Source organism: Jejubacter calystegiae, from assembly GCF_005671395.1.
GTDB lineage: Bacteria > Pseudomonadota > Gammaproteobacteria > Enterobacterales > Enterobacteriaceae > Jejubacter > Jejubacter calystegiae.
On the sequence record NZ_CP040428.1, the window covers coordinates 684,189 to 710,741 of the forward strand.

Consider the following 26,553-nt stretch of genomic DNA (forward strand, 5'->3'; position numbering starts at 1 on the left):
GTTCCGCTTACCGCCACACACGGCCATAAACGTTTATCCGTCACAAGCTGATTTGATTCTGTCTCTCAACATCACACCAAAACATCTTTGGCGTTGTAAGGTTAAGCCTCTCGGGTCATTAGTACCGGTTAGCTCAACGCATCGCTGCGCTTACACACCCGGCCTATCAACGTCGTCGTCTTCAACGTCCCTTCAGGAGACTCAGGGTCTCAGGGAAGACTCATCTCGGGGCAAGTTTCGTGCTTAGATGCTTTCAGCACTTATCTTTTCCGCACTTAGCTACCGGGCAATGCAATTGGCATCACAACCCGAACACCAGTGGTGCGTCCACTCCGGTCCTCTCGTACTAGGAGCAGCCCCCCTCAGTCTTCCAGCGCCCACGGCAGATAGGGACCGAACTGTCTCACGACGTTCTAAACCCAGCTCGCGTACCACTTTAAATGGCGAACAGCCATACCCTTGGGACCTACTTCAGCCCCAGGATGTGATGAGCCGACATCGAGGTGCCAAACACCGCCGTCGATATGAACTCTTGGGCGGTATCAGCCTGTTATCCCCGGAGTACCTTTTATCCGTTGAGCGATGGCCCTTCCATTCAGAACCACCGGATCACTATGACCTGCTTTCGCACCTGCTCGCGCCGTCACGCTCGCAGTCAAGCTGGCTTATGCCATTGCACTAACCTCCTGATGTCCGACCAGGATTAGCCAACCTTCGTGCTCCTCCGTTACTCTTTGGGAGGAGACCGCCCCAGTCAAACTACCCACCAGACACTGTCCCCACGCCAGATAATGGCGCCAGGTTAGAACATCAAACATTAAAGGGTGGTATTTCAAGGTTGGCTCCACGTGTACTTGCGTCCACGCTTCAAAGCCTCCCACCTATCCTACACATCAAGGCTCAATGTTCAGTGTCAAGCTATAGTAAAGGTTCACGGGGTCTTTCCGTCTTGCCGCGGGTACACTGCATCTTCACAGCGAGTTCAATTTCACTGAGTCCCGGGTGGAGACAGCCTGGCCATCATTACGCCATTCGTGCAGGTCGGAACTTACCCGACAAGGAATTTCGCTACCTTAGGACCGTTATAGTTACGGCCGCCGTTTACCGGGGCTTCGATCAGGAGCTTCTGGTTACCCATAACCCCATCAATTAACCTTCCGGCACCGGGCAGGCGTCACACCCTATACGTCCACTTTCGTGTTTGCAGAGTGCTGTGTTTTTAATAAACAGTTGCAGCCAGCTGGTATCTTCGACTGACTTCAGCTCCACCCGCAGGGGCTTCACCTACATGTCAGCGTGCCTTCTCCCGAAGTTACGGCACCATTTTGCCTAGTTCCTTCACCCGGGTTCTCTCAAGCGCCTTGGTATTCTCTACCTGACCACCTGTGTCGGTTTCGGGTACGATTCGTTGTTACCTGAAGCTTAGAGGCTTTTCCTGGAAGCAGGGCATTTGTCACTTCAGCACCGTGGTGCCTCGTCATCACGCCTCAGCCTTAACTCTCCGGATTTGCCTGGAAAGTCAGCCTACACGCTTAAACCGGGACGACCGTCGCCCGGATGACATAGCCTTCTCCGTTCCCCCATCGCAGTAACACCGAGTACGGGAATATTAACCCGTTTCCCATCGACTACGCCTTTCGGCCTCGCCTTAGGGGTCGACTCACCCTGCCCCGATTAACGTTGGACAGGAACCCTTGGTCTTCCGGCGAGCGGGCTTTTCACCCGCTTTATCGTTACTCATGTCAGCATTCGCACTTCTGATACCTCCAGCATACCTCACAGTACACCTTCAACGGCTTACAGAACGCTCCCCTACCCAACAACACCTAGTGTCGCTGCCGCAGCTTCGGTGCATGGTTTAGCCCCGTTACATCTTCCGCGCAGGCCGACTCGACCAGTGAGCTATTACGCTTTCTTTAAATGATGGCTGCTTCTAAGCCAACATCCTGGCTGTCTGGGCCTTCCCACATCGTTTCCCACTTAACCATGACTTTGGGACCTTAGCTGGCGGTCTGGGTTGTTTCCCTCTTCACGACGGACGTTAGCACCCGCCGTGTGTCTCCCGTGATAACATTCTCCGGTATTCGTAGTTTGCATCGGGTTGGTAAGCCGGGATGGCCCCCTAGCCGAAACAGTGCTCTACCCCCGGAGATGAATTCACGAGGCGCTACCTAAATAGCTTTCGGGGAGAACCAGCTATCTCCCGGTTTGATTGGCCTTTCACCCCCAGCCACAGGTCATCCGCTAATTTTTCAACATTAGTCGGTTCGGTCCTCCAGTTAGTGTTACCCAACCTTCAACCTGCCCATGGCTAGATCACCGGGTTTCGGGTCTATACCCTGCAACTTAACGCCCGGTTAAGACTCGGTTTCCCTTCGGCTCCCCTATTCGGTTAACCTTGCTACAGAATATAAGTCGCTGACCCATTATACAAAAGGTACGCAGTCACACCCATAAAGAGTGCTCCCACTGCTTGTACGTACACGGTTTCAGGTTCTGTTTCACTCCCCTCGCCGGGGTTCTTTTCGCCTTTCCCTCACGGTACTGGTTCACTATCGGTCAGTCAGGAGTATTTAGCCTTGGAGGATGGTCCCCCCATATTCAGACAGGATAACACGTGTCCCGCCCTACTCATCGAGCTCACAGCATGTGCATTTTCGTGTACGGGGCTGTCACCCTGTATCGCCGGACTTTCCAGACCGTTCCACTAATACACACGCTGATTCAGACTCTGGGCTCTTCCCCGTTCGCTCGCCGCTACTCAGGGAATCTCGGTTGATTTCTTTTCCTCGGGGTACTTAGATGTTTCAGTTCTCCCGGTTCGCCTCATTAACCTATGGATTCAGTTAATGATAGTGTGACGAATCACACTGGGTTTCCCCATTCGGACATCGTCGGTTATAACGCCTCATATCAGCTTACCGACGCTTTTCGCAGATTAGCACGTCCTTCATCGCCTCTGACTGCCAGGGCATCCACCGTGTACGCTTATTCGCTTAACCTCACAACCCGAAGATGTCTTCGCGTTGTAAGCTTGAGAGACCCATTAAACGGTTTTCCCGTTTATGGATTATCAATTTTCAGCTTGTTCCGGATTGTTAAAGAGCAAATATCTCAAACGTGACTCACTGAGCCAGTTTTGAGATATATTAAGGTTGGCGACTTTCACTCACACTAACCAGCAAGTGGCGTCCCCTAGGGGATTCGAACCCCTGTTACCGCCGTGAAAGGGCGGTGTCCTGGGCCTCTAGACGAAGGGGACACTAAAGTCGGCTTCGCAGACGCCTTGCTTCTTTACTTTCATCAGACAATCTGTGTGGACACTGCGAAACCTGTATCCAAAGGTAAGGAGGTGATCCAACCGCAGGTTCCCCTACGGTTACCTTGTTACGACTTCACCCCAGTCATGAATCACAAAGTGGTAAGCGCCCTCCCGAAGGTTAAGCTACCTACTTCTTTTGCAACCCACTCCCATGGTGTGACGGGCGGTGTGTACAAGGCCCGGGAACGTATTCACCGTGACATTCTGATTCACGATTACTAGCGATTCCGACTTCATGGAGTCGAGTTGCAGACTCCAATCCGGACTACGACGCACTTTATGAGGTCCGCTTGCTCTCGCGAGGTCGCTTCTCTTTGTATGCGCCATTGTAGCACGTGTGTAGCCCTGGTCGTAAGGGCCATGATGACTTGACGTCATCCCCACCTTCCTCCGGTTTATCACCGGCAGTCTCCTTTGAGTTCCCGACCGAATCGCTGGCAACAAAGGATAAGGGTTGCGCTCGTTGCGGGACTTAACCCAACATTTCACAACACGAGCTGACGACAGCCATGCAGCACCTGTCTCACGGCTCCCGAAGGCACAGTCTCATCTCTGAGACCTTCCGTGGATGTCAAGACCAGGTAAGGTTCTTCGCGTTGCATCGAATTAAACCACATGCTCCACCGCTTGTGCGGGCCCCCGTCAATTCATTTGAGTTTTAACCTTGCGGCCGTACTCCCCAGGCGGTCGACTTAACGCGTTAGCTCCGGAAGCCACGAGTCAAGCTCACAGCCTCCAAGTCGACATCGTTTACGGCGTGGACTACCAGGGTATCTAATCCTGTTTGCTCCCCACGCTTTCGCACCTGAGCGTCAGTCTTCGTCCAGGAGGCCGCCTTCGCCACCGGTATTCCTCCAGATCTCTACGCATTTCACCGCTACACCTGGAATTCTACCTCCCTCTACGAGACTCCAGCTGGCCAGTTTCAAATGCAGTTCCCGGGTTGAGCCCGGGGATTTCACATCTGACTTAACCAACCGCCTGCGTGCGCTTTACGCCCAGTAATTCCGATTAACGCTTGCACCCTCCGTATTACCGCGGCTGCTGGCACGGAGTTAGCCGGTGCTTCTTCTGTCAGTAACGTCAATGTATGAGCGTATTAAGCTCACACCCTTCCTCCTGACTGAAAGTACTTTACAACCCGAAGGCCTTCTTCATACACGCGGCATGGCTGCATCAGGCTTGCGCCCATTGTGCAATATTCCCCACTGCTGCCTCCCGTAGGAGTCTGGACCGTGTCTCAGTTCCAGTGTGGCTGGTCATCCTCTCAGACCAGCTAGGGATCGTCGCCCAGGTAGGCCATTACCCTACCTGCTAGCTAATCCCATCTGGGTTCATCTGATGGCGTGAGGCCCGAAGGTCCCCCACTTTGCTCTTTCGAGATTATGCGGTATTAGCCACCGTTTCCAGTGGTTATCCCCCTCCATCAGGCAGATCCCCAGACATTACTCACCCGTCCGCCGCTCGTCAGCAGAGAAGCAAGCTTCTCCCTGTTACCGCCCGACTTGCATGTGTTAGGCCTGCCGCCAGCGTTCAATCTGAGCCATGATCAAACTCTTCAATTAAAGTTTGATGCTCAAAGAATTAAACTTCGTAATGAATTACGTGTTCACTCTTGAGACTTGATATTCATTTAGCGTCTTTCGACGTTCAGGATATCAGTGCTTTCGAGTGCCCACACAGATTGTCTGATAAATTGTTAAAGAGCAGTTGCGACAAGGCGTTAAGCTCACCATCGCGAGGTGGCGTATATTACGCTTTCCTCTTTCAGAGTCAACCCTGATTTTCAGGATTTTCTCTTTCTGACCGGTGCGCCGTAAGGCGTTGTTCCGTGTCAGTGGTGGCGCATTATAGGGATCCCATTTTTTAGCACAAGCCTTTTTTCGATCTTTTCTTTCAACTGATGTTTTTTCAGCCTTTCCGTAGAGATCCTGAACGATCTGCCGCAGATTTGTCACTTTTCATCCTTGCGGTGCACCAGAAATGCGCCCAAAGTCTTGATGAAGTTTGTTTAACAAAGAGGTAGCTATGGCTGAGGTTCTCCGCCCTTATAAGGATCTTATTCCCCGGATTGGTCAGCGTGTCATGCTGGACGCATCCAGCGTGGTGATCGGCGATGTCCGGCTGGCCGACGATGTCAGCATCTGGCCACTGGTCGCAATCCGCGGTGACGTCAACACTGTTTCAATAGGCGCGCGTACCAATATTCAGGATGGCAGTGTATTGCATGTGACTCATAAATCTTCCAGGAATCCCGAAGGCAATCCATTAGTCGTAGGAGAAGATGTTACCGTCGGACATAAAGTGATGCTGCATGGCTGCATCATAGGTAACCGGGTTCTGGTGGGAATGGGATCAATTCTACTGGATGGCGCCACCATTGAGGATGATGTCATGATCGGCGCTGGCAGCCTGGTACCGCAGAACAAGCGACTGGAGAGTGGTTATCTCTATCTGGGAAGTCCGGTAAAGCAGATCCGTCCGTTGAAGCCGGAAGAGCGCGAGGGACTGAAGTATTCCGCCAACAACTACGTCAAATGGAAAGATGATTATCTGGCTCAGGAGAGCCAGAGCCACCCGGACTCATCCTCTTCCTGATCCTGTATGCGCTGTTCCGCCTCCTCTTCAAGATCCCAACGCCGGGTCCGGAACAGCGCAAGTGGCTCATCCACATTTCCATAGCGTGCCGCCAGCGTTGCGCCGCGAATGGCGCAGGTGAGTTGCATCCCCCCCACCAGCGCAGGGAAACAGACGGCCTGACGCGCTTCATCCCAGGTTTCACGATCCGGAAACTGGATAGACTGGTTCATTGCGCTAATTCCAGTTTCAGTGCTGCGATAACCGACTCTATCTCTGGCAATTTACCATGCCATAACAGGAAAGCATGCGCCGCCTGGCCCACCAGCATGCCCAGACCGTCGGCATACTGCTGTACACCGCCATCCACGCACCAGTGCAGGAAAGGCGTTAATCCCTGCTGGTAAAACATATCGTAGCCGCGAACGTGATGGCTCAGTATTGATGTCGGCAGTGCCGGTACCTCACCGCTTAAGCCGCTGGAAGTGGCGTTGATAATGAGATCGAACTCATGGCCTTCAAGTGCAGACATCTCCAGCGCGCTAACGCTACCAGTATGACTGAAAAGCCGGGCCAGCTCCTGGGCTCGGACAAAGGTTCGGTTAACGATCGTGACCGGGCAGCCCAGCGACAGCAGCGGCAGAAGCGCGCCCCGCGCCGCACCTCCGGCCCCCACCAGCAGGATTCGGTCGCCCGGGCGGATCAGTTGCAGACGTTCCAGATCGCTGAGCAGCCCCACACCGTCAGTGTTATCCCCCAACAGTCGCCCATCGTCCAGACGCTTAAACGTATTGACGGCACCGGCCAGCGAAGCGCGCTCGGTCAGTTCATCGGAGCGAGCAAATGCCTGCTCTTTAAAGGGTACAGTGACGTTAGCCCCGCGACCGCCAGTCATAAAAAAGCGCTCCAGCGTCGACACAAAGTCGTCCATCGGGGCCAGTACCCGACCATAGGGATGCGTGATGCTCAGCTGTTCGGCAAACTGGCGCTGAATAAATGGCGATTTGCTGTGTGCAATCGGATTACCGAAGACGGCATAGGTTTCCATGCTATTACCCCTGACGAATGAGTTCGCCGGTTAAGGCATCACGAATTTCAGAAGGGTTCAGACGGCCACCGGTTTCCCCTGCCAGTACGGGGAAGTCCACCCCGAACTGCGCGATAACCTCCTGCGCGTTACGGCACGGCGGCTGCCCGCTAAGATTCGCACTGGTTGAAACCAGTGGCTTACCGTATGTCTGACACAGTTTCACCACCAGCGGGTGATCGGTAACCCGTACCGCCAGCGAGTCGAAACGGCCCGTCAGCCAGCGCGGTGTCGTGGATTTTGCCGGGAAAACGAAAGTCACCGGTCCCGGCCAGCGGGAAAATACAGACTCACGCTGCGATGCATCAAGCCGACTGTCATCGATATACGGCATAAGCTGCTGATAGTTTGCCGCTATCAGAATCAGCCCTTTCTCTACCGGACGCTGTTTCAGGGTCAGCAGGCGGTTAACCGCTTCTTCACTATCGGGATCGCAGCCAACGCCAAACACGGCTTCCGTCGGGTAGGCGATGACCTGCTGTTGATTAAGGAGAGCGATAATCTCCTCAGGGGTCATTTCAGGGGGGTTATTCTTCACAGGTTGATTGGGCCGGAACCGGCTTTCCACATTGTTTGCTCGCACAATAGCGTTTGACGCCATGCGCGGTCTTCTTCTCGATAAGCAGCGGGTAGTGACATTCAGGGCACTCCCCCACTACCGGTTTAAAATTGGTGGCGAACTGGCAGGCTGGATAACGATCGCAGGAATGAAAGGTTTTGCCATAGCGAGAACGCCGCTGCACCAGATGTCCCTCACCGCACTGAGGACAGGGAATCGCAGTGTCATCGGGTTTATCGATAAGCTCAGTATGGCCACAGGCAGGATAGCTGGCGCAGCCAATAAACATCCCGAAACGCCCCTGGCGCAAAACCAGCTCGCTACCGCAGGCCGGGCACTGCTGCCCCTCCAGTACCTTAATGACATGTCCGTCCGTCTGATTCTTCAGCGGTCGGATATAGTCACAGTCCGGATAGTGGGAACAGCCAAGAAACGGACCATGTTTCCCGGAGCGTATAACTAACTCTGCCCCGCAGCGGGGGCAGGGTTCCTGATGACTAACATCAAATAATGCCGGTTTGGCCATATGGACTTATCAGACCGCCGCGTTAGTGCAGCTGGCCTTCGCTGGTTTCAAACAGTAACTCTTCCATTTGCTGATAGGCGTTTTCACACCCCGGGAGGTTAAACAGCACCATCAGCACCACCCATTTAAGATCTTCGAGATCGAACTCGTCGGCATCCAGCGCCATAATGCGCTCAATCACCATTTCACGCGTTTCGAGGTTCAGCACCTGAATCTGCTCAAGAAACAGCAGGAAACCCCGGCAGTCGGCATCTAAGCGACGGCTCTCATCCTCAGTGTAGATACGCATGGAGAGCGGATCGGCAGCCAGTTGCATCGGCTCTGCCAGTCCGTCCTGATAGTCGGCCAGTTTTTCAAGCCACATCAGGGCGTTATAAATATCTTCCCGCTCAAAACCGACATCCGTCAGATCACGGGTCAGTTTGTCCTGATCCACGCGCGCTTCCGGCTCAGTATGGATATAGGTTTCAAACAAATACATTAGTACGTCGAACATGGCCTGCCCTCCTCAATCGGACATAGCCGCCGGGTACAGCTGCGATCCATCCTGCTAACTCCAGTTCAAGTAATTGAGCCACTGTCACTGGCACAGGTTGGCCGGCACGTTCAGCGACGACGTCAACAGGTGTAACCTCATCTCCTACGTTAGCCAGGAGGTGGGCAAATGGCAATGGGGGGACTTCGCGATCTGTGGGATTATTGCCCGCATTCGTTAAAGAAGGGAGCCAGCATAGCTCATTTTGTAAATGATCGATAATATCCTGAGGCTCGGTGACCGCCACCGCGCCCTGCTTGATCAGCCAGTGGGTTCCTTCGCTACCGGGGCTACCGATAGCACCGGGCAGTGCGAACAGCTCTCTTCCCTGCTCCAGTGCGTAACGCGCCGTCGTTAAAGATCCGCTACGCAACGATGCCTCAACCACCAGCACGCCGCGGCTAAGCCCGCTGATAATTCGGTTACGCCGTGGAAAATGATAAGGCAGCGCAGGTGCATCCAGCGGGAACTCCGAAATAATCGCACCGCCCTGTTCGATAATCTGCTCCGCCAGGTGCCTGTGGCGGCGCGGATAGAATGTCCCCAGTCCGTTACCCAGTACCGCCAGCGTTTTGCCTTTCACCGCAAGCGTAGCCCGATGGGCAACGGCATCAATACCTAATGCCAGTCCACTCACAATAGAGAAACCAGCCGCCGCCAGCGCACGGGCGAAGTGCTCTCCCCAGCGAGCGCCATACCAGGAGTGGTTGCGGCTGCCAACGATTGCCAGCTGTTCACTTTGCAGCAGCGCCGTGTTGCCTGTGACCATCAAAGCGCCAGGGAACCAGTCAATCGCCCGTAACTGTACCGGATATTCCGGCGCCAGCGCCGTCACCAGATGATTTTCCGGCAGGGCAAGCCAGCAATGAGCTCGCTCCAGTATAACAGACGTCACGCCATCGAACTGCACGCGCTGTAACGGCGTCAGCCCATGCCGCCACTCGTCCCCCCGGGGCGATGCAATAAACCGGGTTGCCACCGCCACCATCTTTTCTCCGCTTAAATTTTGTACGGCCATTAAGCGCAACCAGAACTCCGTCTCATCCATGTCCGCCCCCCTGACACAGGCCGCCAGACAATCCCTGTGATTGGTGACTGATGCTGTCAATCAGGGGGCGATTTGTCTAGAATAAAGGACATAATCCTTTCAATCATTGAATACAGATCCGGATAGTTATGTCAGTTTTGCAGGTATTACATGTTCCCGACGAGCGTCTGCGCAAAGTTGCCGAGCCCGTTAAAGAAGTGAATGCGGAAATTCAGCGTATCGTCGATGATATGTTCGATACGATGTACGCCGAAGAAGGCATTGGCCTGGCCGCAACCCAGGTCAACATTCACCAGCGTATTATCGTTATCGACGTTTCAGAAAATCGCGACGAACGCCTGGTGCTGATAAACCCTGAGCTACTGGAAAAAAGCGGCGAAACCGGGATCGAAGAAGGCTGTCTTTCCATCCCTGAGCAGCGTGCCCTGGTGCCGCGTGCCGAGCAGGTAAAGATTCGCGCGCTCGACCGCGACGGCAAGGAATACGAACTGGAAGCCGATGGCCTGCTGGCGATCTGCATTCAGCACGAGATGGATCATCTGATGGGTAAACTGTTCATTGATTATCTGTCAAAGATGAAACGCGATCGCATCGTGCAGAAAGTCGAGAAACTGGATCGCATGAAAGCCCGCGCCGCCAGCTAAGCAGACAGGAAATAACGTGTCCGAATCACTACGTATTATTTTTGCCGGAACGCCGGACTTCGCAGCGCGTCACCTGGACGCGTTGCTCGCGTCTGAGCACCAGGTGGTCGGCGTTTTCACGCAGCCAGACCGCCCGGCGGGCCGTGGTAAAAAACTAATGCCCAGCCCGGTGAAGATGCTGGCCCAGGAAAAAGCCGTCCCCGTTTTCCAACCCGTTTCGCTACGCCCGGAAGAAAACCAGCAACTGGTCGCCGATTTAAATGCCGATGTCATGGTGGTAGTCGCCTATGGCCTGATCCTGCCAAAAGCCGTGCTGGCCATGCCGCGTCTGGGCTGCATTAACATCCATGGCTCGCTGCTGCCGCGCTGGCGCGGCGCGGCGCCGATTCAGCGTGCGCTCTGGGCTGGCGATGCCGAAACCGGCGTGACCATTATGCAGATGGATGTGGGTCTGGATACTGGCGATATGCTGTATAAGCTCGCCTGCCCTATCACGGCCCAGGACACCAGCGCTACGCTGTATAACACGCTTGCTGAGCTCGGCCCCAAAGGCCTGCTGGAAACCCTTGCACAGCTGGCCAGCGGTCAGGCCAGCCCGGAAAAACAGGACGAAACGCGAGTCACCTGGGCCGAAAAGTTAAGTAAGGAAGAGGCTCGTCTCGACTGGTCACTGTCCGCGACTCAGCTCGAACGCTGCATCCGCGCCTTTAACCCCTGGCCGGTGAGCTACTTCACCATCGATGAGCAGCCGGTCAAGGTATGGCAGGCTTCAGTCATCGACGGCCCTGCTGGCGCCGAGCCAGGAACTATTCTCGATGCCGACAAGCAGGGCATCCGAATCGCCACCGCCGATGGCGTGCTGAATCTGGAAATTCTGCAACCGGCGGGTAAAAAGCCCATGGCGGCCCGCGACCTGCTGAACTCGCGCCGCGAATGGTTCGAGCCTGGCAGTCGCCTGGCCTGACAACCTGTCTGACTCACGCCCGGAACTCCCCCTCCGGGCATTTTTGTTTTTAACGCGGGCACAGAACCGATCCAGTCTATGAAAAAAAACGTAAACCTCCGCAGCCTGGCGGCCCAGGCCATCGAACAGGTGGTGGAAAAGGGGCAGTCCCTGAGCAATGTGCTGCCTGCCATGCAGAATAAGGTCCAGGATAAAGACCGGGCGCTGCTACAGGAGCTGTGCTTCGGCGTGCTACGTACCCTTCCTCAACTGGAGTGGCTGGCTGCCCAACTGATGGCCCGCCCCATGACCGGGAAGCAGCGCGTCGTCCACTATCTGATCCTGGTAGGCCTCTACCAGCTGATCCACACCCGTATTCCAGCCCATGCGGCGCTGGCGGAAACCGTCGAAGGGAGCGTGGCGCTGCGTAAGATACAGTTTAAGGGGCTTATCAACGGCGTATTACGCAACTTCCAGCGTCGTCAGCAGGAGCTACTGGATCAAGCGACAAAGAATGACTGCCGCTGGCTGCACCCCGAATGGCTGCTGGCCCGATTACGCAAAGCTTACCCCCAGCAGTGGCAGGCGATCGTCGAAGCCAATAACCAGCGCCCTCCCATGTGGTTACGGGTCAACCGTCAACATGGCAGCCGTGATGCCTGGCTTGAGCGCCTGAAAGCTCAGGAGATTAATGGGCATCCACATCCACGCTACCGCGATGCGGTGCGGCTGGACTCCCCTCTGCCGGTGCAGGCACTGCCGGGATTTGAACAAGGCGATGTTACCGTTCAGGACGCCTCGGCCCAGGGTTGTGTCGATCTGCTGGATCCCCGTAACGGCGAGGTTATCCTCGATCTCTGCGCGGCGCCGGGCGGTAAGACTACTCATATTCTGGAAGCGGCCCCCGGCGCCACGGTGATGGCGGTGGACGTTGACGACCAGCGTCTGAAGCGCGTGCACGAAAATCTGGCGCGTCTGGGGATGAAGGCTGAGGTAAAATGCGGCGATGGGCGCTTCCCCGCGCAGTGGTGTGACGAACAACAGTTCGATCGTATTTTGCTGGATGCGCCCTGCTCGGCAACCGGCGTTATTCGCCGTCATCCCGATATCAAATGGTTACGCCGCGATCGGGATATCGACGAGCTGGTACGACTCCAGGCAGAGATCCTCAACGCCATCTGGCCGCACCTGAAGCCCGGCGGTACCATGGTTTATGCGACCTGTTCCATCCTGCCGCAGGAAAACAGCGAACAGATTGCCGCGTTTCTTAGCCGACATCCGGATGCCCGTCTGGTGGAAACCGGTACGCCGGAACAGCCCGGCATACAGAATCTGCCTGCGGCGGATGAAGGCGATGGCTTCTTTTACGCTAAGCTAATCAGGGGCTAATCCACATAGTGGATTGGGTTTACAGCATCAACGAAGCGATATGCGATGAAGATAATTATTCTTGGCGCGGGCCAGGTCGGCGGTACGCTGGCGGAAAACCTGGTAGGCGAAAATAACGATATTACCGTAGTCGACACCAACGGGGATCGACTACACAGCCTGCAGGATAAGTTCGACCTGCGCGTGGTACAGGGCCATGGTTCACACCCCAGAGTACTGCGCGACGCCGGCGCTGATGACGCCGATATGCTGGTCGCGGTCACCAGTTCCGACGAAACCAATATGATCGCCTGCCAGGTGGCCTATTCGCTGTTTAATACGCCAAATCGTATCGCCCGTATCCGCGCGCCGGAGTACGTTCGGGACGCCGAACGGCTGTTTACCCCGGAAGCCGTGCCCATCGATCACCTGATAGCCCCCGAGCAGTTGGTCATCGACAGTATTTACCGACTGATCGAATATCCCGGTGCTCTGCAGGTGGTGAACTTCGCCGAAGGCAAGGTGGCGCTGGCGGTCGTGAAAGCCTACTACGGTGGTCCGCTGGTCGGTAATGCGCTGTCGACGATGCGCGAACATATGCCGCATATCGATACCCGCGTTGCCGCCATTTTCCGCCACGATCGGCCAATTCGCCCGCAGGGATCAACCATCGTCGAGGCCGGTGATGAGGTGTTCTTTATCGCCGCATCCCAGCATATCCGTGCAGTAATGAGCGAACTTCAGCGCCTGGAAAAGCCCTACAAGCGCATTATGCTGGTCGGCGGCGGTAATATCGGCGCCGGTCTGGCCCAGCGGCTGGAAAAAGATTACAGCGTGAAGCTGATCGAGCGCGATCAGCAGCGTGCCGCCGAGCTGGCAGAAATGCTACAGGATACCATCGTATTCTATGGCGATGCGTCGGATCAGGAACTGCTGTCCGAAGAGCATATCGAACAGGTGGATCTGTTTATCGCCGTGACCAATGACGACGAAGCCAATATTATGTCGGCCATGCTGGCCAAACGTCTGGGCGCCAAGAAAGTGATGGTGCTAATCCAGCGACGCGCCTATGTCGACCTGGTTCAGGGGAGCGTGATTGATATTGCAATCTCGCCTCAGCAGGCGACCATTTCGGCGCTGCTCAGCCACGTGCGCAAAGCGGATATCGTCGGGGTTTCTTCCCTGCGTCGCGGCGTCGCGGAAGCCATTGAAGCCGTAGCCCACGGCGACGAGAGCACCTCGCGCGTCGTTGGTCGGGTTATCAGTGAAATCAAGCTGCCGCCCGGCACCATTATCGGCGCGGTCGTGCGCGGTAACGACGTCATGATCGCCAATGACGATCTGCGTATCGAACAGGGCGATCACGTGATTATGTTCCTGACGGATAAGAAGTTTGTTTCTGATGTGGAACGCCTGTTCCAGCCCAGTCCCTTCTTCCTGTAAAACCGGGGCGGTAGCTACCGCCCTGATAAAATCCCTTTTATTTCAGTGGATAACCCTCTCTATTCCCCGAGCGCACAAATGGCAAAGCAGGCGGCTTCTGTTAAACTTAGCCGTGTCGGCATATACATGGAGTAATAACAATGAGCTTTTTTAAAGAATTCCGCGAATTCGCGATGCGTGGAAACGTGGTGGATTTGGCAGTGGGTGTCATTATTGGTGCAGCCTTCGGCAAGATCGTTTCGTCACTGGTTGCGGATATTATTATGCCGCCGCTGGGGCTGTTAATTGGCGGTATCGACTTTAAGCAGTTTGCCTGGACGCTTAAAGAAGCGGTCGGGGATACCCCCGCCGTAGTGATCAATTACGGTGCCTTCCTGCAGAACGTGTTTGATTTTGTGATTGTCGCACTGGCGATCTTTATGATGATCAAACTGATCAACAACCTGCATAAGAAAAAAGAAGAGGCCCCGGCAGCGCCGCCAGAACCGACCAAAGAAGAAGTTCTGCTGGGCGAGATCCGCGATCTGCTGAAAGAGCGTAACAGTAAACCCTGATTCCGCTGGCGGCTACCCGACCGTAGCCGCCAGACTTTCACATATTATCCCGGTAAATAACTAAAATAATCGAAGTCAGCGTGACAGCCATCGCCGCTAATATCTTCGCAGTGCAGCCCGACAAAGGCGCCGGTAAAGAATCCTCGCCCTCCGATATAATCATCTGACAGCTTCCAGGCTTCAAAACTCAGCGCGACCCGCTGCCAGTTTTCACCATCGAACGAGTAGCTATAGTGATAGCTGAGGTGATCAACCTCCACTCTCAGCCAGACGGCGGAAACCTCCTCCGGCACCGGGATCGGTTCTTCATACAGGTGCCAGCACGGAACATTACGATCCAGCTGAATAATCTTCAGCGTTCGACCCCGGCCTTCTTCCCGATCCATAAAGAAGTAGCTCCAGTTTTTGGTGTTGTAATAACAGGTCACTCCCGCGCTCTGCTGAAAATGGGCAGGATCGAACTGCATGCAGGTTTCAGCCTGAAAGCGAAAGTGCTGCCAGCGCCGGGCGACGGTAGACTGAGCGAAGGTTGAGACCAGGGAGTCATTACCGTATAGACGCAGAAAGCCCTTACGGGCACTCAGCGACCCCAGGCGATCGTCAAATGGAATGCGCAAGGTCTGGAGTGCAGGATCGAGTGTCGAATCGATAAAGTCATCACGCCACGCTTCGTCTGGAGATGCATCACGGTTTGCCGTTTCCGGCCCCTGGATTTGCACACCGCCATGTTTTCCCCCTTCTACATAAGGCCAGCCATCCTGCCAGGCGATCCGGGCAATGCCGGTTTCACGCCCCAGTGGGCAGTAGCCGCGGCCTCCGACAGCCAGTAGCGGAACCCCTGGCAAGCGTAAGGGTCGACTGGTCAGATAGGCCATAAACCACTCGCCGTTGGGCGTATCGACCAGCGAGCCGTGGCCGCTTTTCTGCAATGGATGTTCGGGCTGGTCCCAGGTCGTCATAATGACGGTATCAGGATGCAGTTCATAAGGGCCTTCCGGCGCTCTGGCCCGTAATACCACCACAGCATGCTCATAACTGGTTCCGCCTTCCGCCACCACCAGATAGTAATAGCCATCACGCTGGTACAGATGCGGGCCTTCGGTATAGCGCAGCGTCGTACCGGTAAACAATGTTCGACGTTCCGGGGATAACCGCTGCTCCTGCGGAAAATATTCCTGCATCACGATCGTGCAGTGGGGATCGCTATGATGGCGCGGTCCCCAGGGGCGATACAGGTAATATTTACGCCCGTTGCTATCGTGAAACAGAGAAGGGTCGAAACCGCCGTTACCCATTGGAATCGGTTCGCTCCATGGCCCCTCGATTGAGGGGGCAGTCACCAGGTAGTTTCGTCCGTTTTTCCAGGGCGAATCGACCACCTTAACGTCGGTATATACCAGCCAGAACAGACCATCCGCGTAGCTCAGACAGGGTGCCCAGATACCTCCAGAATCGGGGTTACCCCGCATATCGAGCTGCGATGCGCGATCCAGAGGGCAGGCTGCAAGCGTCCAGTTGTTGAGATCCCTGGAGTGATAGATCCGTACGCCGGGGAACCATTCGAACGTGGAAGTGGCAATGTAGTAATCCTCTCCGCACCGGCAAATGGACGGATCGGGATGAAAGCCTTTCAGTACAGGATTGGTAATAGTGGACATCATTTCTCCCGGTAATCGTTAACTGGAAACTGCAACCGCAGAGGAGGCTGGCGCTTCCGACTGCTGCTGGCGTTTTTTCTCTAACTGGCGGCTAATCTCTTCCACTCTGCGGCTGTCCAGTTTGTAGAGATGCAACATAACGAACATACCGGCATAGAGAATGACGGGGACAATGCAGAACAGTAACCTGATTGAGGTCACTACGTTCTCCGGCTGGGTCACAGCGCTGGAAGAGTAATTGGCAGCGGCCAGGATCCAGCCAATAAGCGCGCCGCCAATCGCAAGACCGATCTTGAGGCTGAAGAGATAGGTGGAAAACACCAGACCGTCCAGACGACGACCACTGCGGCTCTCTTCATAATCAACCACATCAGAGGCCATCAGCCACTGCAGAGGCGTGGTGGTATTAAAGATAAACAGGAACAGAATATTCAGGGCAAAAAGCATGGCAATGCTCTCGGCCGGAATAAAGAAAATCAGCAGACTAATCAATGAATAGATACCGATGATCCACCGGAATGCCACAAGGCGATCGAAACGCCCGAGTAAGCGGGAGGAGCAAAGAGAGCCAAACATAGTGGCAATACTGCCATAGAGCAGAAACTGCGTTGCCAGCGCAGGATGATCCATCACATATTTCACAAAATAGAGGGTGGCACCACCGCGAACCACTGTTGAGCAAGTCGCCATCATCTTGAAAGCGCACATAATTCTCCACTGACCATTGCCCAACAGCAATCGAAGATCGCGCGTCACCGAAGCCCCTGGCTGAGGAGCAAACTGATAGCGTTCGCGGGTAGTGAAAAAGCAGATATACAGCAGAACTACACCAGTAATACCGAGCACACACATCGCGCCAAAATACCCCAGCCGCTCATCGCCTTTGCCAATCAGGCCAACCAACGGCAAGGCGATACCGCTAATCGCTAACGCGCCCGCCGCCGCCAGAAAAAAGCGCCAGGACTGCAGCGCATGGCGCTGTTTGGGATCGTTGGTAAGCGTGCCGGGCATCGCGCAGTAGGGAACATTGATAAAGGTATAGACCAGGGTCAGCAGGATATAGGTCACGCTGGCATAAACTATCTTGCCGGTCTGCGAAAAATCGGGCGTGTAGAAGGTCATGACGCAGACGATACCAAACGGGATCGCGCCCCAGAGCAGATAAGGGCGGAACTGCCCATAGCGGGTTCGGGTACGGTCAACCAGCAGTCCCATCAGCGGATCGGTGACAGCATCCAGGATCCGCGAGATCAGAAATAACGTGCCCATCACTCCAGCCGACAGGCCAAAGACATCCGTATAGAAATAGGCCAGCAGAAACATGGTTGCCTGCCAGACAAATCCGCAGGCGGTGTCCCCCAGACCGTAACCAATCTTATCTTTCAGCGTTAACGCCATTTCGGCCCCCAACCAGAAGTAAGTGGATTAAAGGAATCTACAAAATGGGTGATACAGCGACTGGCATTCTGTAAGAAACGCACCTTTTATGCCGGGCACCTGGGCGCTTCCGGCCAGGGCAGTATGAAAAGAGTTAGCCCGCTGCAACAGCCATCAATTCTGGTTTGGGTATTACGTTTTTTGGTTTTTGTGATAGAGGACAGGGAATAAAACCCTTAAATATCATTGTGTTATTATATGATAACCGGAGATTATCGGAACGTGGGATCAGAAAGAAGGGATAAGAAGAAGCTGGGACCGAAGGGGGAGAAGACCAGTGGTAAAAAAGCGCATCGCTTGCTTGCCACTGGCCTCCTGCCAACCCTTACCGCCATGTTTAGCCTTACGTTTATAGCTCCCCTTGCCCTTGCTGTTCTTTTCTATCCGCTGGCGAAAGAGCGGATCGTGCAACAAAGCCTCCAGGGCATTGTCCTGAATCTTGCCGCGTTTATGCTGATAGCGACTCATAGAATAAACCTCATCATGATGGTATTACGGAATCGGCGCTATTATGCGCCGCGGTATCGAGTGCCGCAACAGGCGTCAGCATTACTCTTCAGGCAAGCGCTGTCGTAGTTTATCGGCGTAGTTGCCATAAAGGAAATCGGTGCTAATGCCAGCCTGCCGCAGACGCAGTTCCAGCAGGGAAAGACGTTTACTCACCGCCTTATAGTCCGGGTGTAACTGATGGATCCCCTTCAGTAAATCAGCAAGTTCGATAGCTTCTTTACGCATTTCCAGTTCTGGTGGCAGACAGCCGGCATTCTTTAATAACCGGTAACCGGCACGTAGCTCAGAGGGAACATGAGAGTCATCATCAAGCTCAAGCGGTTCACCGCTGCCTGGCAGGGAGTCCAGTTCGCCCTTACGTTGCGCTTCCTGGATATGGCGCTCGGCCCATTCATCAATCAGCCACATCGCGAATCTCCGTGGGAGTTATGAAATAAGGATACGAGGATTCAGGGGCGGAGGAAAACGCCAGATATAAAAAAACCCGCCGGGGCGGGTTTTTTTACATGCGGCAGATTACTCTGCAGCAGCTTCTGCTTGCGGCTCAGGGCGATCCAGCAGCTCGATGTATGCCATCGGTGCGTTATCACCTGCGCGGAAGCCACACTTCAGAATGCGAGTGTAACCACCTGCACGGCTCGCGAAACGCGGGCCCAGCTCGTTAAACAGTTTTGCCACGATCTCGTTATCACGAGTACGGGCGAATGCCAGACGACGATTAGCTACGCTGTCGGTCTTGGCAAGAGTAATCAGCGGCTCAACTACGCGACGCAGCTCTTTCGCTTTCGGCAGGGTCGTCTTGATGATCTCATGACGAACCAGAGAGCCTGCCATATTGCGGAACATAGCCTGGCGATGGCTGCTGTTGCGGTTCAGTTGACGACCACTCTTACGATGGCGCATGACCTTATCCTTCTCAGTAAAACCTTAACCTGCGATCCGGTTATTCGTCAGCAATGCTTGCCGGCGGCCAGTTTTCCAGGCGCATGCCCAGAGACAGACCACGAGAGGCCAGCACGTCTTTAATCTCGGTAAGAGATTTTTTACCCAGGTTAGGCGTTTTAAGCAGCTCAACCTCGGTACGCTGTACCAGATCACCGATGTAGTGGATAGCTTCTGCCTTAAGGCAGTTAGCAGAGCGGACAGTCAATTCCAGATCGTCAACAGGGCGCAGCAGGATCGGATCGAATTCTGGTTTCTCTTCTTTCACTTCCGGCTGACGTACATCACGCAGGTCAACGAAAGCTTCCAGTTGTTCGGCCAGGATGGTTGCCGCACGACGAATCGCCTCTTCAGGATCGATAGTGCCGTTGGTTTCCATTTCGATGACCAGCTTGTCCAGGTCGGTACGCTGCTCAACACGCGCTGCTTCAACATTGTAGGCAATACGCTCTACAGGGCTGTAGCAGGCGTCGACCAGCAGACGACCGATCGGGCGCTCATCTTCTTCCGAATGAATTCGGGCAGACGCCGGAACATAACCACGGCCGCGCTGAACTTTGATACGCATGCTAATAGATGCGTTTTCATCGGTCAGGTGGCAGATCACATGCTGCGGCTTGACGATTTCGACATCACCGTCATGGGTGATATCGGCTGCGGTTACAGGGCCAATGCCAGATTTATTCAGAGAAAGAATAACTTCATCTTTGCCCTGAACTTTCACCGCCAGCCCTTTCAGGTTGAGCAGGATCTCCAGGATATCTTCCTGAACGCCTTCTTTGGTGCTGTACTCATGAAGTACACCATCAATCTCAACCTCGGTCACCGCGCAACCCGGCATCGATGAAAGCAGAATACGGCGCAGTGCGTTACCCAGAGTATGGCCAAAGCCACGCTCTAAAGGCTCAAGGGTCACCTTGGCGTGCGTCGAACTCACTTGCTCGATATCTACCAGGCGCGGTTTTAGAAACTCTGTCACAGAACCCTGCATTGTGTCCTCTCTTTGGTACTAAGCTTTACTTGGAGTAAAGCTCGACGATCAGGTGTTCGTTAATGTCCGCAGACAGATCAGAACGCTCCGGCTTACGCTTGAACGTGCCTTCCATCTTGCCAGCATCAACTTCCAGCCAGGTAGGCTTTTCACGCTGCTCGGCCAGCTCCAGAGCGGCCTTAACGCGAGACTGCTTTTTAGCTTTCTCACGTACGCATACAACGTCGCTCGGTCTAACCTGATAAGAAGCGATGTTAACAACACGACCGTTTACCATGATAGCTTTGTGGCTTACCAGCTGACGTGCTTCTGCACGAGTGGCACCAAAACCCATACGGTATACAACGTTGTCCAGACGACCTTCCAGCAGAGCCAGCAGGTTTTCACCGGTGTTGCCTTTCAGACGCGCTGCTTCTTTGTAGTAGTTACGGAACTGACGTTCCAGAACGCCATACATACGGCGAACTTTCTGCTTCTCACGTAACTGTACACCATAGTCAGACAGACGCGGTTTACGCGCACCGTGCTGGCCAGGAGCCTGTTCAATTTTACACTTGGTATCGATCGCGCGAACGCCAGACTTAAGGAACAGGTCTGTGCCCTCGCGACGGCTCAGCTTGAGCTTAGGACCCAAATATCTTGCCATTTTCTTTCTCCAACATTCCTAAAAACGGGCGTTATACGCGACGTTTTTTCGGCGGACGACAACCGTTGTGAGGGATCGGAGTCACATCAGTAATGTTCGTGATGCGGAAACCAGCGGCGTTCAGAGCACGAATGGTAGATTCGCGGCCCGGACCCGGTCCCTTAACCATAACTTCCAGGTTCTTGATACCGTAATCTTTCACGGCTTCTGCGCAACGCTCTGCTGCTACCTGAGCTGCGAACGGCGTAGATTTACGAGAACCACGGAAACCGGAACCACCGGCAGTTGCCCAACCCAGAGCGTTACCCTGACGATCAGTAATGGTAACGATGGTGTTGTTGAAAGAAGCATGGATATGAGCCACGCCGTCAGAGACTTGCTTTCTTACACGCTTACGTGCACGAATAGGTGCCTTTGCCATTATTCAATCACCCCGATTATTTCTTGATCGGTTTACGCGGACCCTTACGGGTACGTGCGTTGGTCTTGGTACGCTGACCGCGAACCGGCAGACCACGACGATGACGCAAACCACGGTAGCAACCAAGGTCCATCAGACGCTTGATGCTCAGGGTTACTTCACGGCGCAAATCACCTTCTACGACGAAATTACCTACTTCGTTACGCAGCGTGTCGATCTGTTCTTCAGACAGCTCACTGATCTTAACATCTTCAGCGATGCCCGCAGCGGCACAGATGGCCTTGGAGCGGGTTTTGCCGACGCCATAAATAGCGGTTAACGCGATTACAGCATGTTTGTGATCAGGAATGTTAATGCCTGCTATACGGGCCACTATGCACTCCTACTATTAGATTTGTACGTCCCATGCTGAAAAGCCCGTTTTCAGGATACTCAAATGGAAACGTACAGACATACAAAAGATTGGCTGGCTAATCTAGCCAGCTCAACCCAACTTTGCAAGAAAAATATGCGAGATAATCAGCCTTGACGCTGTTTATGCTTCGGCTCGGCACTGCAAATCACGCGGATGACACCATCACGCTTAACGATTTTGCAGTTACGGCATAATTTCTTGACGGAAGCACGAACTTTCATTTTTACTCTCCGTAACTTCTCAGGCGCCTTAACGACCGTAGCCTTTCAGGTTCGCCTTCTTCAATGCAGACTCGTACTGACTGGACATCATCAGAGTTTGCACTTGAGCCATAAAGTCCATGATGACCACGACGACAATAAGCAGTGAGGTCCCACCGAAGTAGAACGGCACTTTCATCGCATCACGCATGAACTCCGGGATCAGGCAGATAAAGGTAATGTAAAGCGCGCCGACCAGGGTCAAGCGGGTCATTACTTTATCGATATACTTCGCCGTTTGCTCTCCCGGACGAATTCCTGGTACAAATGCACCGGACTTCTTCAGGTTATCTGCTGTTTCACGCGGGTTGAAAACCAACGCCGTGTAGAAGAAACAGAAGAAGATGATTGCAGACGCATAGAGTAACACATAAAGCGGTTGCCCAGGCTGCAAATACAGCGAAATTGTTGTCAGCCAGTTCCAACCCGTTCCGCCCCCGAACCACGACGCGATGGTCGCCGGGAACAGAATAATACTGGAAGCGAAGATTGCCGGGATGACCCCTGCCATATTCACTTTCAGCGGTAAATGTGTGCTCTGTGCAGCATAGACGCGGCGGCCCTGCTGGCGTTTGGCGTAGTTCACCACAATGCGGCGTTGACCACGTTCAACAAACACCACGAAGAAGGTCACGGCGAATACCAATACTGCAACCAACAGCAACAGGAGGAAGTGCAGGTCGCCCTGCCGCGCCTGCTCGATAGTGTGGGCGATCGCCGGCGGAAGACCCGCGACAATACCCGCGAAGATTATGATTGAGATACCGTTACCGATACCCCGCTCTGTAATCTGTTCGCCAAGCCACATCAGGAACATGGTTCCCGTGACCAGACTAACAACAGCGGTGAAATAGAACGCAAAGCCCGGATTAATCACCAGACCCTGCATCCCAGGCATATTCGGCAGACCGGTCGCAATACCGACCGACTGGAATATCGCTAACACCAACGTTCCGTAACGGGTGTACTGGCTAATCTTACGACGGCCAGCCTCCCCTTCTTTCTTCAGCTCAGCCAGGGCGGGATGAACCACCGTCAGCAGTTGGATAATAATCGATGCCGAAATATACGGCATGATACCCAGCGCGAAGATAGAAGCACGGCTCAGGGCACCACCAGAGAACATGTTGAACATTTCAATGATGGTGCCACGCTGTTGATCGAGCAGTTTGGCAAGTACAGCGGCATCAATACCAGGGATCGGAATAAAAGAGCCAATACGGAACACGATCAGCGCACCGATAACAAACAGAAGTCTGCGTTTCAGCTCGCCGAGGCCGCCTTTAGCACTTTGAAAATCTAATCCCGGTTGCTTTGCCATCTGCTACTTATTCCTCGATTTTACCGCCAGCAGCTTCGATAGCAGCACGCGCACCTTTGGTGACACGCAGACCGCGAACGGTTACCGGACGAGTTACCTCACCAGCCAGGATCACTTTCGCGAACTCGATCTGGATGCCGATAATGTTAGCTGCTTTCAGCGTGTTCAGGTCAACTACGTCGCCTTCCACTTTAGCCAGGTCAGACAGACGAACTTCTGCGGTAACCATAGCTTTGCGAGAGGTGAAGCCGAACTTCGGCAGACGACGGTACAGCGGCATCTGGCCACCCTCGAAACCGCGACGTACGCCACCGCCAGAACGAGACTTCTGACCTTTGTGACCACGACCACTGGTTTTACCGAGGCCTGAACCGATACCACGACCCAGACGCTTACCTTCGCGCTTGGAGCCCTCGGCCGGAGACAGAGTATTTAAACGCATCTCTTACTCCTCAACTTTAACCATGAAGGAAACCGCGTTGACCATACCGCGTACAGCAGGAGTATCCTCACGCTCTACGGTGTGACCAATACGACGCAGACCCAGGCCAAGCAGCGTTGCCTTATGTTTCGGCAAACGACCGATAGCGCTGCGGGTTTGAGTGATTTTAATAGTCTTTGCCATGGTCAATTACCCCAGAATTTCTTCAACGGATTTACCACGCTTGGCAGCGACCATTTCCGGGGAATTCATGTTCTCCAGACCATCGATGGTTGCACGAACCACGTTGATCGGGTTAGTGGAACCATAGGCCTTAGCCAGAACGTTATGAACCCCAGCGACTTCCAGGACGGCGCGCATTGCACCACCGGCGATGATACCGGTACCTTCAGAAGCCGGCTGCATGAACACGCGAGAACCCGTGTGAACACCTTTAACCGGGTGCTGCAGGGTAGCGTTGTTCAGCGCGACGTTAATCATGTTGCGACGGGCTTTTTCCATCGCTTTCTGGATCGCTGCCGGAACTTCACGGGCTTTACCGTAACCAAAACCTACGCGACCGTTACCATCACCCACTACAGTCAGAGCGGTGAAGGAGAAAATACGGCCACCTTTAACAGTCTTAGATACGCGGTTCACCGCGATCAGCTTTTCCTGCAGTTCGCCAGCTTGTTTTTCGATGTGAGCCATCTTACACCTCTACCTTAGAACTGAAGGCCAGCTTCACGGGCAGCATCTGCCAGTGCCTGGACACGACCATGATATTGGAAACCAGAGCGGTCGAAAGAAACATCTTTGATGCCTTTTTCCAGAGCGCGCTCAGCGACAGCTTTACCGACAGCGGCGGCAGCGTCTTTGTTTCCGGTGTACTTCAGTTGCTCAGAGATAGCTTTTTCTACAGTAGAAGCGGCTACCAAAACTTCAGAACCGTTCGGTGCGATTACCTGGGCGTAAATATGACGCGGGGTACGATGTACCACCAGGCGAGTCGCACCCAGCTCATTGAGCTTGCGGCGTGCGCGGGTCGCACGACGGATACGAGCAGATTTCTTATCCATAGTGTTACCTTACTTCTTCTTAGCCTCTTTGGTACGCACGACTTCGTCGGCGTAACGAACACCCTTGCCTTTATACGGCTCAGGACGACGGTAGGCGCGCACGTCAGCAGCAACCTGGCCGATCACCTGCTTATCAGCGCCTTTCAGCACGATTTCAGTCTGAGTCGGACATTCAGCAGTAACGCCTGCCGGCAGCTGATGGTCAATCGGATGTGAGTAACCCAGAGACAGGTTCAGCACATTGCCTTTAACCGCTGCACGATAACCTACACCAACCAGCTGCAGCTTCTTAGTGAAGCCTTCGGTAACACCGATAACCATTGAGTTCAGCAGTGCACGAGCGGTACCCGCCTGTGCCCAGCCATCAGTGAAGCCGTCACGCGGACCGAAGGTCAGCGCATTGTCGGCATTCTTCACTTCAACAGCATCGTTGATAGTACGAGTCAGCTCGCCGTTTTTACCTTTGATCGTAATAACCTGACCGTTGATTTTAACGTCAACGCCGGCAGGAATAACGACCGGTGCTTTAGCAACACGAGACATTTTTTCCTCCGATTAGGCTACGTAGCAGATAATTTCGCCACCAAGACCAGCCTGGCGCGCTGCACGATCGGTCATAACACCTTTAGAGGTAGAAACGACAGCAATACCCAGACCGGCCATAACTTTCGGCAGCTCATCTTTTCGCTTATAGATGCGCAGGCCCGGGCGGCTGACACGCTGAATGCTCTCTACCACAGCCTTGCCCTGGAAATACTTAAGAGTCAGTTCCAGTTCAGGCTTAGTGTCGCCTTCAGTTTTAAAATCTTCGATATAACCTTCTTCCTTCAGCACTTTGGCAATTGCCACTTTCAGCTTGGAGGAAGGCATGGTGACCGCAACTTTGTTCGCGGCCTGACCGTTACGGATACGGGTCAGCATATCCGCGATCGGATCTTGCATGCTCATCTGTCTTTACTCCCGTGATTCAATTGGTGACAATTACCAGCTAGCCTTTTTCAGACCCGGGATTTCACCGCGCATAGCGGCTTCACGGACCTTAATACGGCTCAACCCGAACTTCCGCAGGAATGCGTGCGGACGACCTGTTTGACGGCAGCGATTACGCTGACGGGACGGGCTGGAATCACGCGGCAGAGTCTGCAGCTTGAGAACGGCATTCCAACGATCTTCGTCGGAAGCGTTCACGTCTGAAATGATTGCTTTCAGTTCAGCGCGTTTAGCGAAGTATTTATCGGCCAGTGCGGCACGCTTAACTTCGCGAGCTTTCATTGATTGCTTAGCCATGAACGTAACCCTGGTTTACTTGCGGAACGGGAAGTCAAAGGCTGCCAGCAGAGCGCGGCCTTCATCATCGGATTTCGCAGTGGTGGTAATGGTGATATCCAGACCACGAACGCGATCGACCTTGTCATAGTCGATTTCCGGGAAGATGATCTGCTCACGGACACCCATGCTGTAGTTGCCACGACCGTCGAAAGACTTCGCGGACAGGCCACGGAAGTCACGGATACGCGGTACAGCAATGGTGATCAGGCGCTCAAGGAACTCCCACATGCGTTCGCCACGCAGAGTTACTTTACAGCCGATCGGATAGCCCTGACGGATTTTGAAGCCTGCAACAGATTTGCGTGCTTTGGTGACTAACGGCTTTTGACCGGAGATAGCTGCCAGATCCGCTGCTGCATTATCCAGCAGTTTCTTGTCAGCGATCGCTTCACCAACACCCATGTTCAGGGTAATCTTCTCGACCCGAGGGACTTGCATGACAGAATTGTAGTTAAACTCTGTCATGAGTTTTTTAACTACTTCGTCTTTGTAGTAATCATGCAGTTTCGCCATCGTA

The 26,553-nt window shown here is 54.0% G+C and carries 31 protein-coding genes, 1 tRNA gene and 2 rRNA genes; 6 read left to right on the plus strand and 28 right to left on the minus strand.

The window, feature by feature from the left end:
- Positions 1 to 97 precede the first annotated feature (97 nt).
- From FEM41_RS03150 to FEM41_RS03160, 3 genes are all read right to left on the minus strand, one after another.
- A 23S ribosomal RNA gene (locus FEM41_RS03150) occupies positions 98 to 3,002 on the minus strand.
- Between the two features lie 184 nt (positions 3,003 to 3,186).
- Positions 3,187 to 3,262: transfer RNA gene (locus FEM41_RS03155), tRNA-Glu, on the minus strand.
- 83 nt (positions 3,263 to 3,345) lie between these two features.
- A 16S ribosomal RNA gene (locus FEM41_RS03160) occupies positions 3,346 to 4,887 on the minus strand.
- Together the 16S and 23S rRNA genes with 1 tRNA gene alongside form the textbook arrangement of a ribosomal RNA operon.
- A gap of 463 nt (positions 4,888 to 5,350) precedes the next feature.
- On the opposite strand from FEM41_RS03160, the gene FEM41_RS03165 reads away from it, so the two are divergent.
- Complete coding sequence (locus FEM41_RS03165) at positions 5,351 to 5,920, plus strand: gamma carbonic anhydrase family protein (protein WP_138094365.1); 570 nt, start codon at positions 5,351 to 5,353, stop codon at positions 5,918 to 5,920.
- Here the strand turns inward: FEM41_RS03165 and FEM41_RS03170 are convergent.
- The 6 genes from FEM41_RS03170 to dprA are packed head-to-tail and all read right to left on the minus strand — an operon-like array spanning position 5,881 to position 9,654.
- Positions 5,881 to 6,132, minus strand: a complete 252-nt coding sequence (locus FEM41_RS03170; protein ID WP_138094367.1) for a DUF1488 family protein — start codon at positions 6,130 to 6,132, stop codon at positions 5,881 to 5,883. The two genes, FEM41_RS03165 and FEM41_RS03170, sit on opposite strands and share 40 nt — an antisense overlap.
- Complete coding sequence (gene aroE, locus FEM41_RS03175) at positions 6,129 to 6,947, minus strand: shikimate dehydrogenase (RefSeq protein WP_138094369.1); 819 nt, start codon at positions 6,945 to 6,947, stop codon at positions 6,129 to 6,131. The genes FEM41_RS03170 and aroE overlap by 4 nt, the downstream gene beginning before the upstream one ends.
- 4 nt (positions 6,948 to 6,951) lie before the next feature.
- The gene (gene tsaC / locus FEM41_RS03180; RefSeq protein ID WP_241666567.1) at positions 6,952 to 7,503 is read right to left on the minus strand and encodes an L-threonylcarbamoyladenylate synthase type 1 TsaC; all 552 of its coding nucleotides are present in this window, start codon (positions 7,501 to 7,503) and stop codon (positions 6,952 to 6,954) included.
- 10 nt (positions 7,504 to 7,513) lie between these two features.
- A complete protein-coding gene (locus tag FEM41_RS03185; protein WP_138094374.1) occupies positions 7,514 to 8,071 on the minus strand; it encodes a DNA topoisomerase family protein in 558 nt (185 codons plus the stop codon).
- A 22-nt stretch (positions 8,072 to 8,093) separates the two neighbouring features.
- Positions 8,094 to 8,567 carry a DUF494 family protein Smg gene (gene smg, locus FEM41_RS03190; RefSeq protein ID WP_138094376.1) on the minus strand — a complete coding sequence of 158 codons (474 nt, stop codon included), beginning with the start codon at positions 8,565 to 8,567 and terminating at the stop codon, positions 8,094 to 8,096.
- Positions 8,539 to 9,654 carry a DNA-protecting protein DprA gene (dprA, locus tag FEM41_RS03195; RefSeq protein ID WP_138094378.1) on the minus strand — a complete coding sequence of 372 codons (1,116 nt, stop codon included), beginning with the start codon at positions 9,652 to 9,654 and terminating at the stop codon, positions 8,539 to 8,541. Before dprA ends, smg begins: the two co-directional genes overlap by 29 nt.
- 128 nt (positions 9,655 to 9,782) lie before the next feature.
- Here dprA and def point away from each other — a divergent pair, with 128 nt between their 5' ends.
- From def to mscL, 5 genes are all read left to right on the plus strand, one after another.
- Positions 9,783 to 10,298: a peptide deformylase gene (gene def, locus FEM41_RS03200; protein ID WP_138094380.1), complete on the plus strand. Its 516-nt coding sequence runs from the start codon at positions 9,783 to 9,785 to the stop codon at positions 10,296 to 10,298.
- A 16-nt stretch (positions 10,299 to 10,314) separates the two neighbouring features.
- Positions 10,315 to 11,262, plus strand: a complete 948-nt coding sequence (gene fmt / locus FEM41_RS03205) for a methionyl-tRNA formyltransferase (protein WP_138094382.1) — start codon at positions 10,315 to 10,317, stop codon at positions 11,260 to 11,262.
- A gap of 78 nt (positions 11,263 to 11,340) precedes the next feature.
- On the plus strand, positions 11,341 to 12,630 hold the full coding sequence (gene rsmB / locus FEM41_RS03210) for a 16S rRNA (cytosine(967)-C(5))-methyltransferase RsmB (RefSeq protein WP_138094384.1): 1,290 nt from the start codon (positions 11,341 to 11,343) through the stop codon (positions 12,628 to 12,630).
- 45 nt (positions 12,631 to 12,675) lie between these two features.
- Positions 12,676 to 14,052 carry a Trk system potassium transporter TrkA gene (gene trkA / locus FEM41_RS03215; RefSeq protein WP_138094386.1) on the plus strand — a complete coding sequence of 459 codons (1,377 nt, stop codon included), beginning with the start codon at positions 12,676 to 12,678 and terminating at the stop codon, positions 14,050 to 14,052.
- A 140-nt stretch (positions 14,053 to 14,192) separates the two neighbouring features.
- On the plus strand, positions 14,193 to 14,606 hold the full coding sequence (gene mscL / locus FEM41_RS03220) for a large-conductance mechanosensitive channel protein MscL (protein WP_138094388.1): 414 nt from the start codon (positions 14,193 to 14,195) through the stop codon (positions 14,604 to 14,606).
- 44 nt (positions 14,607 to 14,650) lie between these two features.
- Here mscL and FEM41_RS03225 read toward each other — a convergent pair whose 3' ends face one another.
- From FEM41_RS03225 to rplE, 19 genes are all read right to left on the minus strand, one after another.
- Positions 14,651 to 16,264, minus strand: a complete 1,614-nt coding sequence (locus FEM41_RS03225; RefSeq protein WP_138099096.1) for a glycoside hydrolase family 43 protein — start codon at positions 16,262 to 16,264, stop codon at positions 14,651 to 14,653.
- 18 nt (positions 16,265 to 16,282) lie between these two features.
- Positions 16,283 to 17,662: a glycoside-pentoside-hexuronide (GPH):cation symporter gene (locus FEM41_RS03230; RefSeq protein WP_138094390.1), complete on the minus strand. Its 1,380-nt coding sequence runs from the start codon at positions 17,660 to 17,662 to the stop codon at positions 16,283 to 16,285.
- 267 nt (positions 17,663 to 17,929) lie between these two features.
- Positions 17,930 to 18,169, minus strand: coding sequence for an alternative ribosome-rescue factor A (locus tag FEM41_RS03235; RefSeq protein ID WP_138094392.1), 240 nt, complete (start codon positions 18,167 to 18,169; stop codon positions 17,930 to 17,932).
- A gap of 81 nt (positions 18,170 to 18,250) precedes the next feature.
- Positions 18,251 to 18,619 (minus strand): DnaJ family domain-containing protein, encoded by a 369-nt coding sequence (locus FEM41_RS03240; protein WP_138094394.1) that lies wholly within the window; start codon positions 18,617 to 18,619, stop codon positions 18,251 to 18,253.
- Positions 18,620 to 18,727: 108 nt separating this feature from the next.
- Positions 18,728 to 19,114, minus strand: coding sequence for a 50S ribosomal protein L17 (gene rplQ / locus FEM41_RS03245; RefSeq protein WP_138094396.1), 387 nt, complete (start codon positions 19,112 to 19,114; stop codon positions 18,728 to 18,730).
- Between the two features lie 40 nt (positions 19,115 to 19,154).
- The gene (locus FEM41_RS03250; protein WP_138094398.1) at positions 19,155 to 20,144 is read right to left on the minus strand and encodes a DNA-directed RNA polymerase subunit alpha; all 990 of its coding nucleotides are present in this window, start codon (positions 20,142 to 20,144) and stop codon (positions 19,155 to 19,157) included.
- Between the two features lie 25 nt (positions 20,145 to 20,169).
- On the minus strand, positions 20,170 to 20,790 hold the full coding sequence (gene rpsD / locus FEM41_RS03255; RefSeq protein ID WP_138094400.1) for a 30S ribosomal protein S4: 621 nt from the start codon (positions 20,788 to 20,790) through the stop codon (positions 20,170 to 20,172).
- A gap of 31 nt (positions 20,791 to 20,821) precedes the next feature.
- Positions 20,822 to 21,211 (minus strand): 30S ribosomal protein S11, encoded by a 390-nt coding sequence (rpsK, locus tag FEM41_RS03260; RefSeq protein WP_116938351.1) that lies wholly within the window; start codon positions 21,209 to 21,211, stop codon positions 20,822 to 20,824.
- Positions 21,212 to 21,227: 16 nt separating this feature from the next.
- On the minus strand, positions 21,228 to 21,584 hold the full coding sequence (gene rpsM, locus FEM41_RS03265) for a 30S ribosomal protein S13 (protein WP_138094402.1): 357 nt from the start codon (positions 21,582 to 21,584) through the stop codon (positions 21,228 to 21,230).
- Between the two features lie 146 nt (positions 21,585 to 21,730).
- A complete protein-coding gene (gene rpmJ, locus FEM41_RS03270; RefSeq protein WP_000868187.1) occupies positions 21,731 to 21,847 on the minus strand; it encodes a 50S ribosomal protein L36 in 117 nt (38 codons plus the stop codon).
- A gap of 28 nt (positions 21,848 to 21,875) precedes the next feature.
- Positions 21,876 to 23,207, minus strand: coding sequence for a preprotein translocase subunit SecY (gene secY / locus FEM41_RS03275; RefSeq protein ID WP_138094405.1), 1,332 nt, complete (start codon positions 23,205 to 23,207; stop codon positions 21,876 to 21,878).
- A gap of 7 nt (positions 23,208 to 23,214) precedes the next feature.
- Complete coding sequence (rplO, locus tag FEM41_RS03280; RefSeq protein WP_138094407.1) at positions 23,215 to 23,649, minus strand: 50S ribosomal protein L15; 435 nt, start codon at positions 23,647 to 23,649, stop codon at positions 23,215 to 23,217.
- Positions 23,650 to 23,652: 3 nt separating this feature from the next.
- Complete coding sequence (gene rpmD, locus FEM41_RS03285) at positions 23,653 to 23,832, minus strand: 50S ribosomal protein L30 (RefSeq protein WP_001140434.1); 180 nt, start codon at positions 23,830 to 23,832, stop codon at positions 23,653 to 23,655.
- 6 nt (positions 23,833 to 23,838) lie between these two features.
- Positions 23,839 to 24,339, minus strand: coding sequence for a 30S ribosomal protein S5 (gene rpsE / locus FEM41_RS03290; RefSeq protein ID WP_138094409.1), 501 nt, complete (start codon positions 24,337 to 24,339; stop codon positions 23,839 to 23,841).
- 14 nt (positions 24,340 to 24,353) lie between these two features.
- On the minus strand, positions 24,354 to 24,707 hold the full coding sequence (rplR, locus tag FEM41_RS03295) for a 50S ribosomal protein L18 (RefSeq protein WP_138094411.1): 354 nt from the start codon (positions 24,705 to 24,707) through the stop codon (positions 24,354 to 24,356).
- Positions 24,708 to 24,716: 9 nt separating this feature from the next.
- Positions 24,717 to 25,250: a 50S ribosomal protein L6 gene (gene rplF, locus FEM41_RS03300; protein WP_138094413.1), complete on the minus strand. Its 534-nt coding sequence runs from the start codon at positions 25,248 to 25,250 to the stop codon at positions 24,717 to 24,719.
- Between the two features lie 12 nt (positions 25,251 to 25,262).
- Positions 25,263 to 25,655: a 30S ribosomal protein S8 gene (gene rpsH, locus FEM41_RS03305; RefSeq protein ID WP_138094415.1), complete on the minus strand. Its 393-nt coding sequence runs from the start codon at positions 25,653 to 25,655 to the stop codon at positions 25,263 to 25,265.
- A gap of 33 nt (positions 25,656 to 25,688) precedes the next feature.
- Positions 25,689 to 25,994 carry a 30S ribosomal protein S14 gene (rpsN, locus tag FEM41_RS03310; protein ID WP_138094417.1) on the minus strand — a complete coding sequence of 102 codons (306 nt, stop codon included), beginning with the start codon at positions 25,992 to 25,994 and terminating at the stop codon, positions 25,689 to 25,691.
- Positions 25,995 to 26,009: 15 nt separating this feature from the next.
- Entirely contained in the window at positions 26,010 to 26,549 is a 540-nt protein-coding gene (gene rplE, locus FEM41_RS03315; protein WP_138094419.1) for a 50S ribosomal protein L5, read from the minus strand.
- Positions 26,550 to 26,553: the final 4 nt, after the last annotated feature.

Excerpts from the sequence above, each read along its gene's own strand:
- FEM41_RS03165 (WP_138094365.1), top strand. The coding sequence starts at position 5,351 with ATGGCTGAGGTTCTCCGCCCTTATAAGGATCTTATTCCCCGGATTGGT.
- FEM41_RS03170 (WP_138094367.1), bottom strand. The coding sequence starts at position 6,132 with ATGAACCAGTCTATCCAGTTTCCGGATCGTGAAACCTGGGATGAAGCG.
- aroE (WP_138094369.1), bottom strand. The coding sequence starts at position 6,947 with ATGGAAACCTATGCCGTCTTCGGTAATCCGATTGCACACAGCAAATCG.
- tsaC (WP_241666567.1), bottom strand. The coding sequence starts at position 7,503 with ATGACCCCTGAGGAGATTATCGCTCTCCTTAATCAACAGCAGGTCATC.
- FEM41_RS03185 (WP_138094374.1), bottom strand. The coding sequence starts at position 8,071 with ATGGCCAAACCGGCATTATTTGATGTTAGTCATCAGGAACCCTGCCCC.
- smg (WP_138094376.1), bottom strand. The coding sequence starts at position 8,567 with ATGTTCGACGTACTAATGTATTTGTTTGAAACCTATATCCATACTGAG.
- dprA (WP_138094378.1), bottom strand. The coding sequence starts at position 9,654 with ATGGATGAGACGGAGTTCTGGTTGCGCTTAATGGCCGTACAAAATTTA.
- def (WP_138094380.1), top strand. The coding sequence starts at position 9,783 with ATGTCAGTTTTGCAGGTATTACATGTTCCCGACGAGCGTCTGCGCAAA.
- rsmB (WP_138094384.1), top strand. The coding sequence starts at position 11,341 with ATGAAAAAAAACGTAAACCTCCGCAGCCTGGCGGCCCAGGCCATCGAA.
- trkA (WP_138094386.1), top strand. The coding sequence starts at position 12,676 with ATGAAGATAATTATTCTTGGCGCGGGCCAGGTCGGCGGTACGCTGGCG.
- mscL (WP_138094388.1), top strand. The coding sequence starts at position 14,193 with ATGAGCTTTTTTAAAGAATTCCGCGAATTCGCGATGCGTGGAAACGTG.
- FEM41_RS03225 (WP_138099096.1), bottom strand. The coding sequence starts at position 16,264 with ATGTCCACTATTACCAATCCTGTACTGAAAGGCTTTCATCCCGATCCG.
- FEM41_RS03230 (WP_138094390.1), bottom strand. The coding sequence starts at position 17,662 with ATGGCGTTAACGCTGAAAGATAAGATTGGTTACGGTCTGGGGGACACC.
- FEM41_RS03235 (WP_138094392.1), bottom strand. The coding sequence starts at position 18,169 with ATGAGTCGCTATCAGCATAAACGCGGCAAGATTCAGGACAATGCCCTG.
- FEM41_RS03240 (WP_138094394.1), bottom strand. The coding sequence starts at position 18,619 with ATGTGGCTGATTGATGAATGGGCCGAGCGCCATATCCAGGAAGCGCAA.
- rplQ (WP_138094396.1), bottom strand. The coding sequence starts at position 19,114 with ATGCGCCATCGTAAGAGTGGTCGTCAACTGAACCGCAACAGCAGCCAT.
- FEM41_RS03250 (WP_138094398.1), bottom strand. The coding sequence starts at position 20,144 with ATGCAGGGTTCTGTGACAGAGTTTCTAAAACCGCGCCTGGTAGATATC.
- rpsD (WP_138094400.1), bottom strand. The coding sequence starts at position 20,790 with ATGGCAAGATATTTGGGTCCTAAGCTCAAGCTGAGCCGTCGCGAGGGC.
- rpsK (WP_116938351.1), bottom strand. The coding sequence starts at position 21,211 with ATGGCAAAGGCACCTATTCGTGCACGTAAGCGTGTAAGAAAGCAAGTC.
- rpmJ (WP_000868187.1), bottom strand. The coding sequence starts at position 21,847 with ATGAAAGTTCGTGCTTCCGTCAAGAAATTATGCCGTAACTGCAAAATC.
- secY (WP_138094405.1), bottom strand. The coding sequence starts at position 23,207 with ATGGCAAAGCAACCGGGATTAGATTTTCAAAGTGCTAAAGGCGGCCTC.
- rplO (WP_138094407.1), bottom strand. The coding sequence starts at position 23,649 with ATGCGTTTAAATACTCTGTCTCCGGCCGAGGGCTCCAAGCGCGAAGGT.
- rpmD (WP_001140434.1), bottom strand. The coding sequence starts at position 23,832 with ATGGCAAAGACTATTAAAATCACTCAAACCCGCAGCGCTATCGGTCGT.
- rpsE (WP_138094409.1), bottom strand. The coding sequence starts at position 24,339 with ATGGCTCACATCGAAAAACAAGCTGGCGAACTGCAGGAAAAGCTGATC.
- rplR (WP_138094411.1), bottom strand. The coding sequence starts at position 24,707 with ATGGATAAGAAATCTGCTCGTATCCGTCGTGCGACCCGCGCACGCCGC.
- rplF (WP_138094413.1), bottom strand. The coding sequence starts at position 25,250 with ATGTCTCGTGTTGCTAAAGCACCGGTCGTTATTCCTGCCGGCGTTGAC.
- rpsH (WP_138094415.1), bottom strand. The coding sequence starts at position 25,655 with ATGAGCATGCAAGATCCGATCGCGGATATGCTGACCCGTATCCGTAAC.
- rpsN (WP_138094417.1), bottom strand. The coding sequence starts at position 25,994 with ATGGCTAAGCAATCAATGAAAGCTCGCGAAGTTAAGCGTGCCGCACTG.
- rplE (WP_138094419.1), bottom strand. The coding sequence starts at position 26,549 with ATGGCGAAACTGCATGATTACTACAAAGACGAAGTAGTTAAAAAACTC.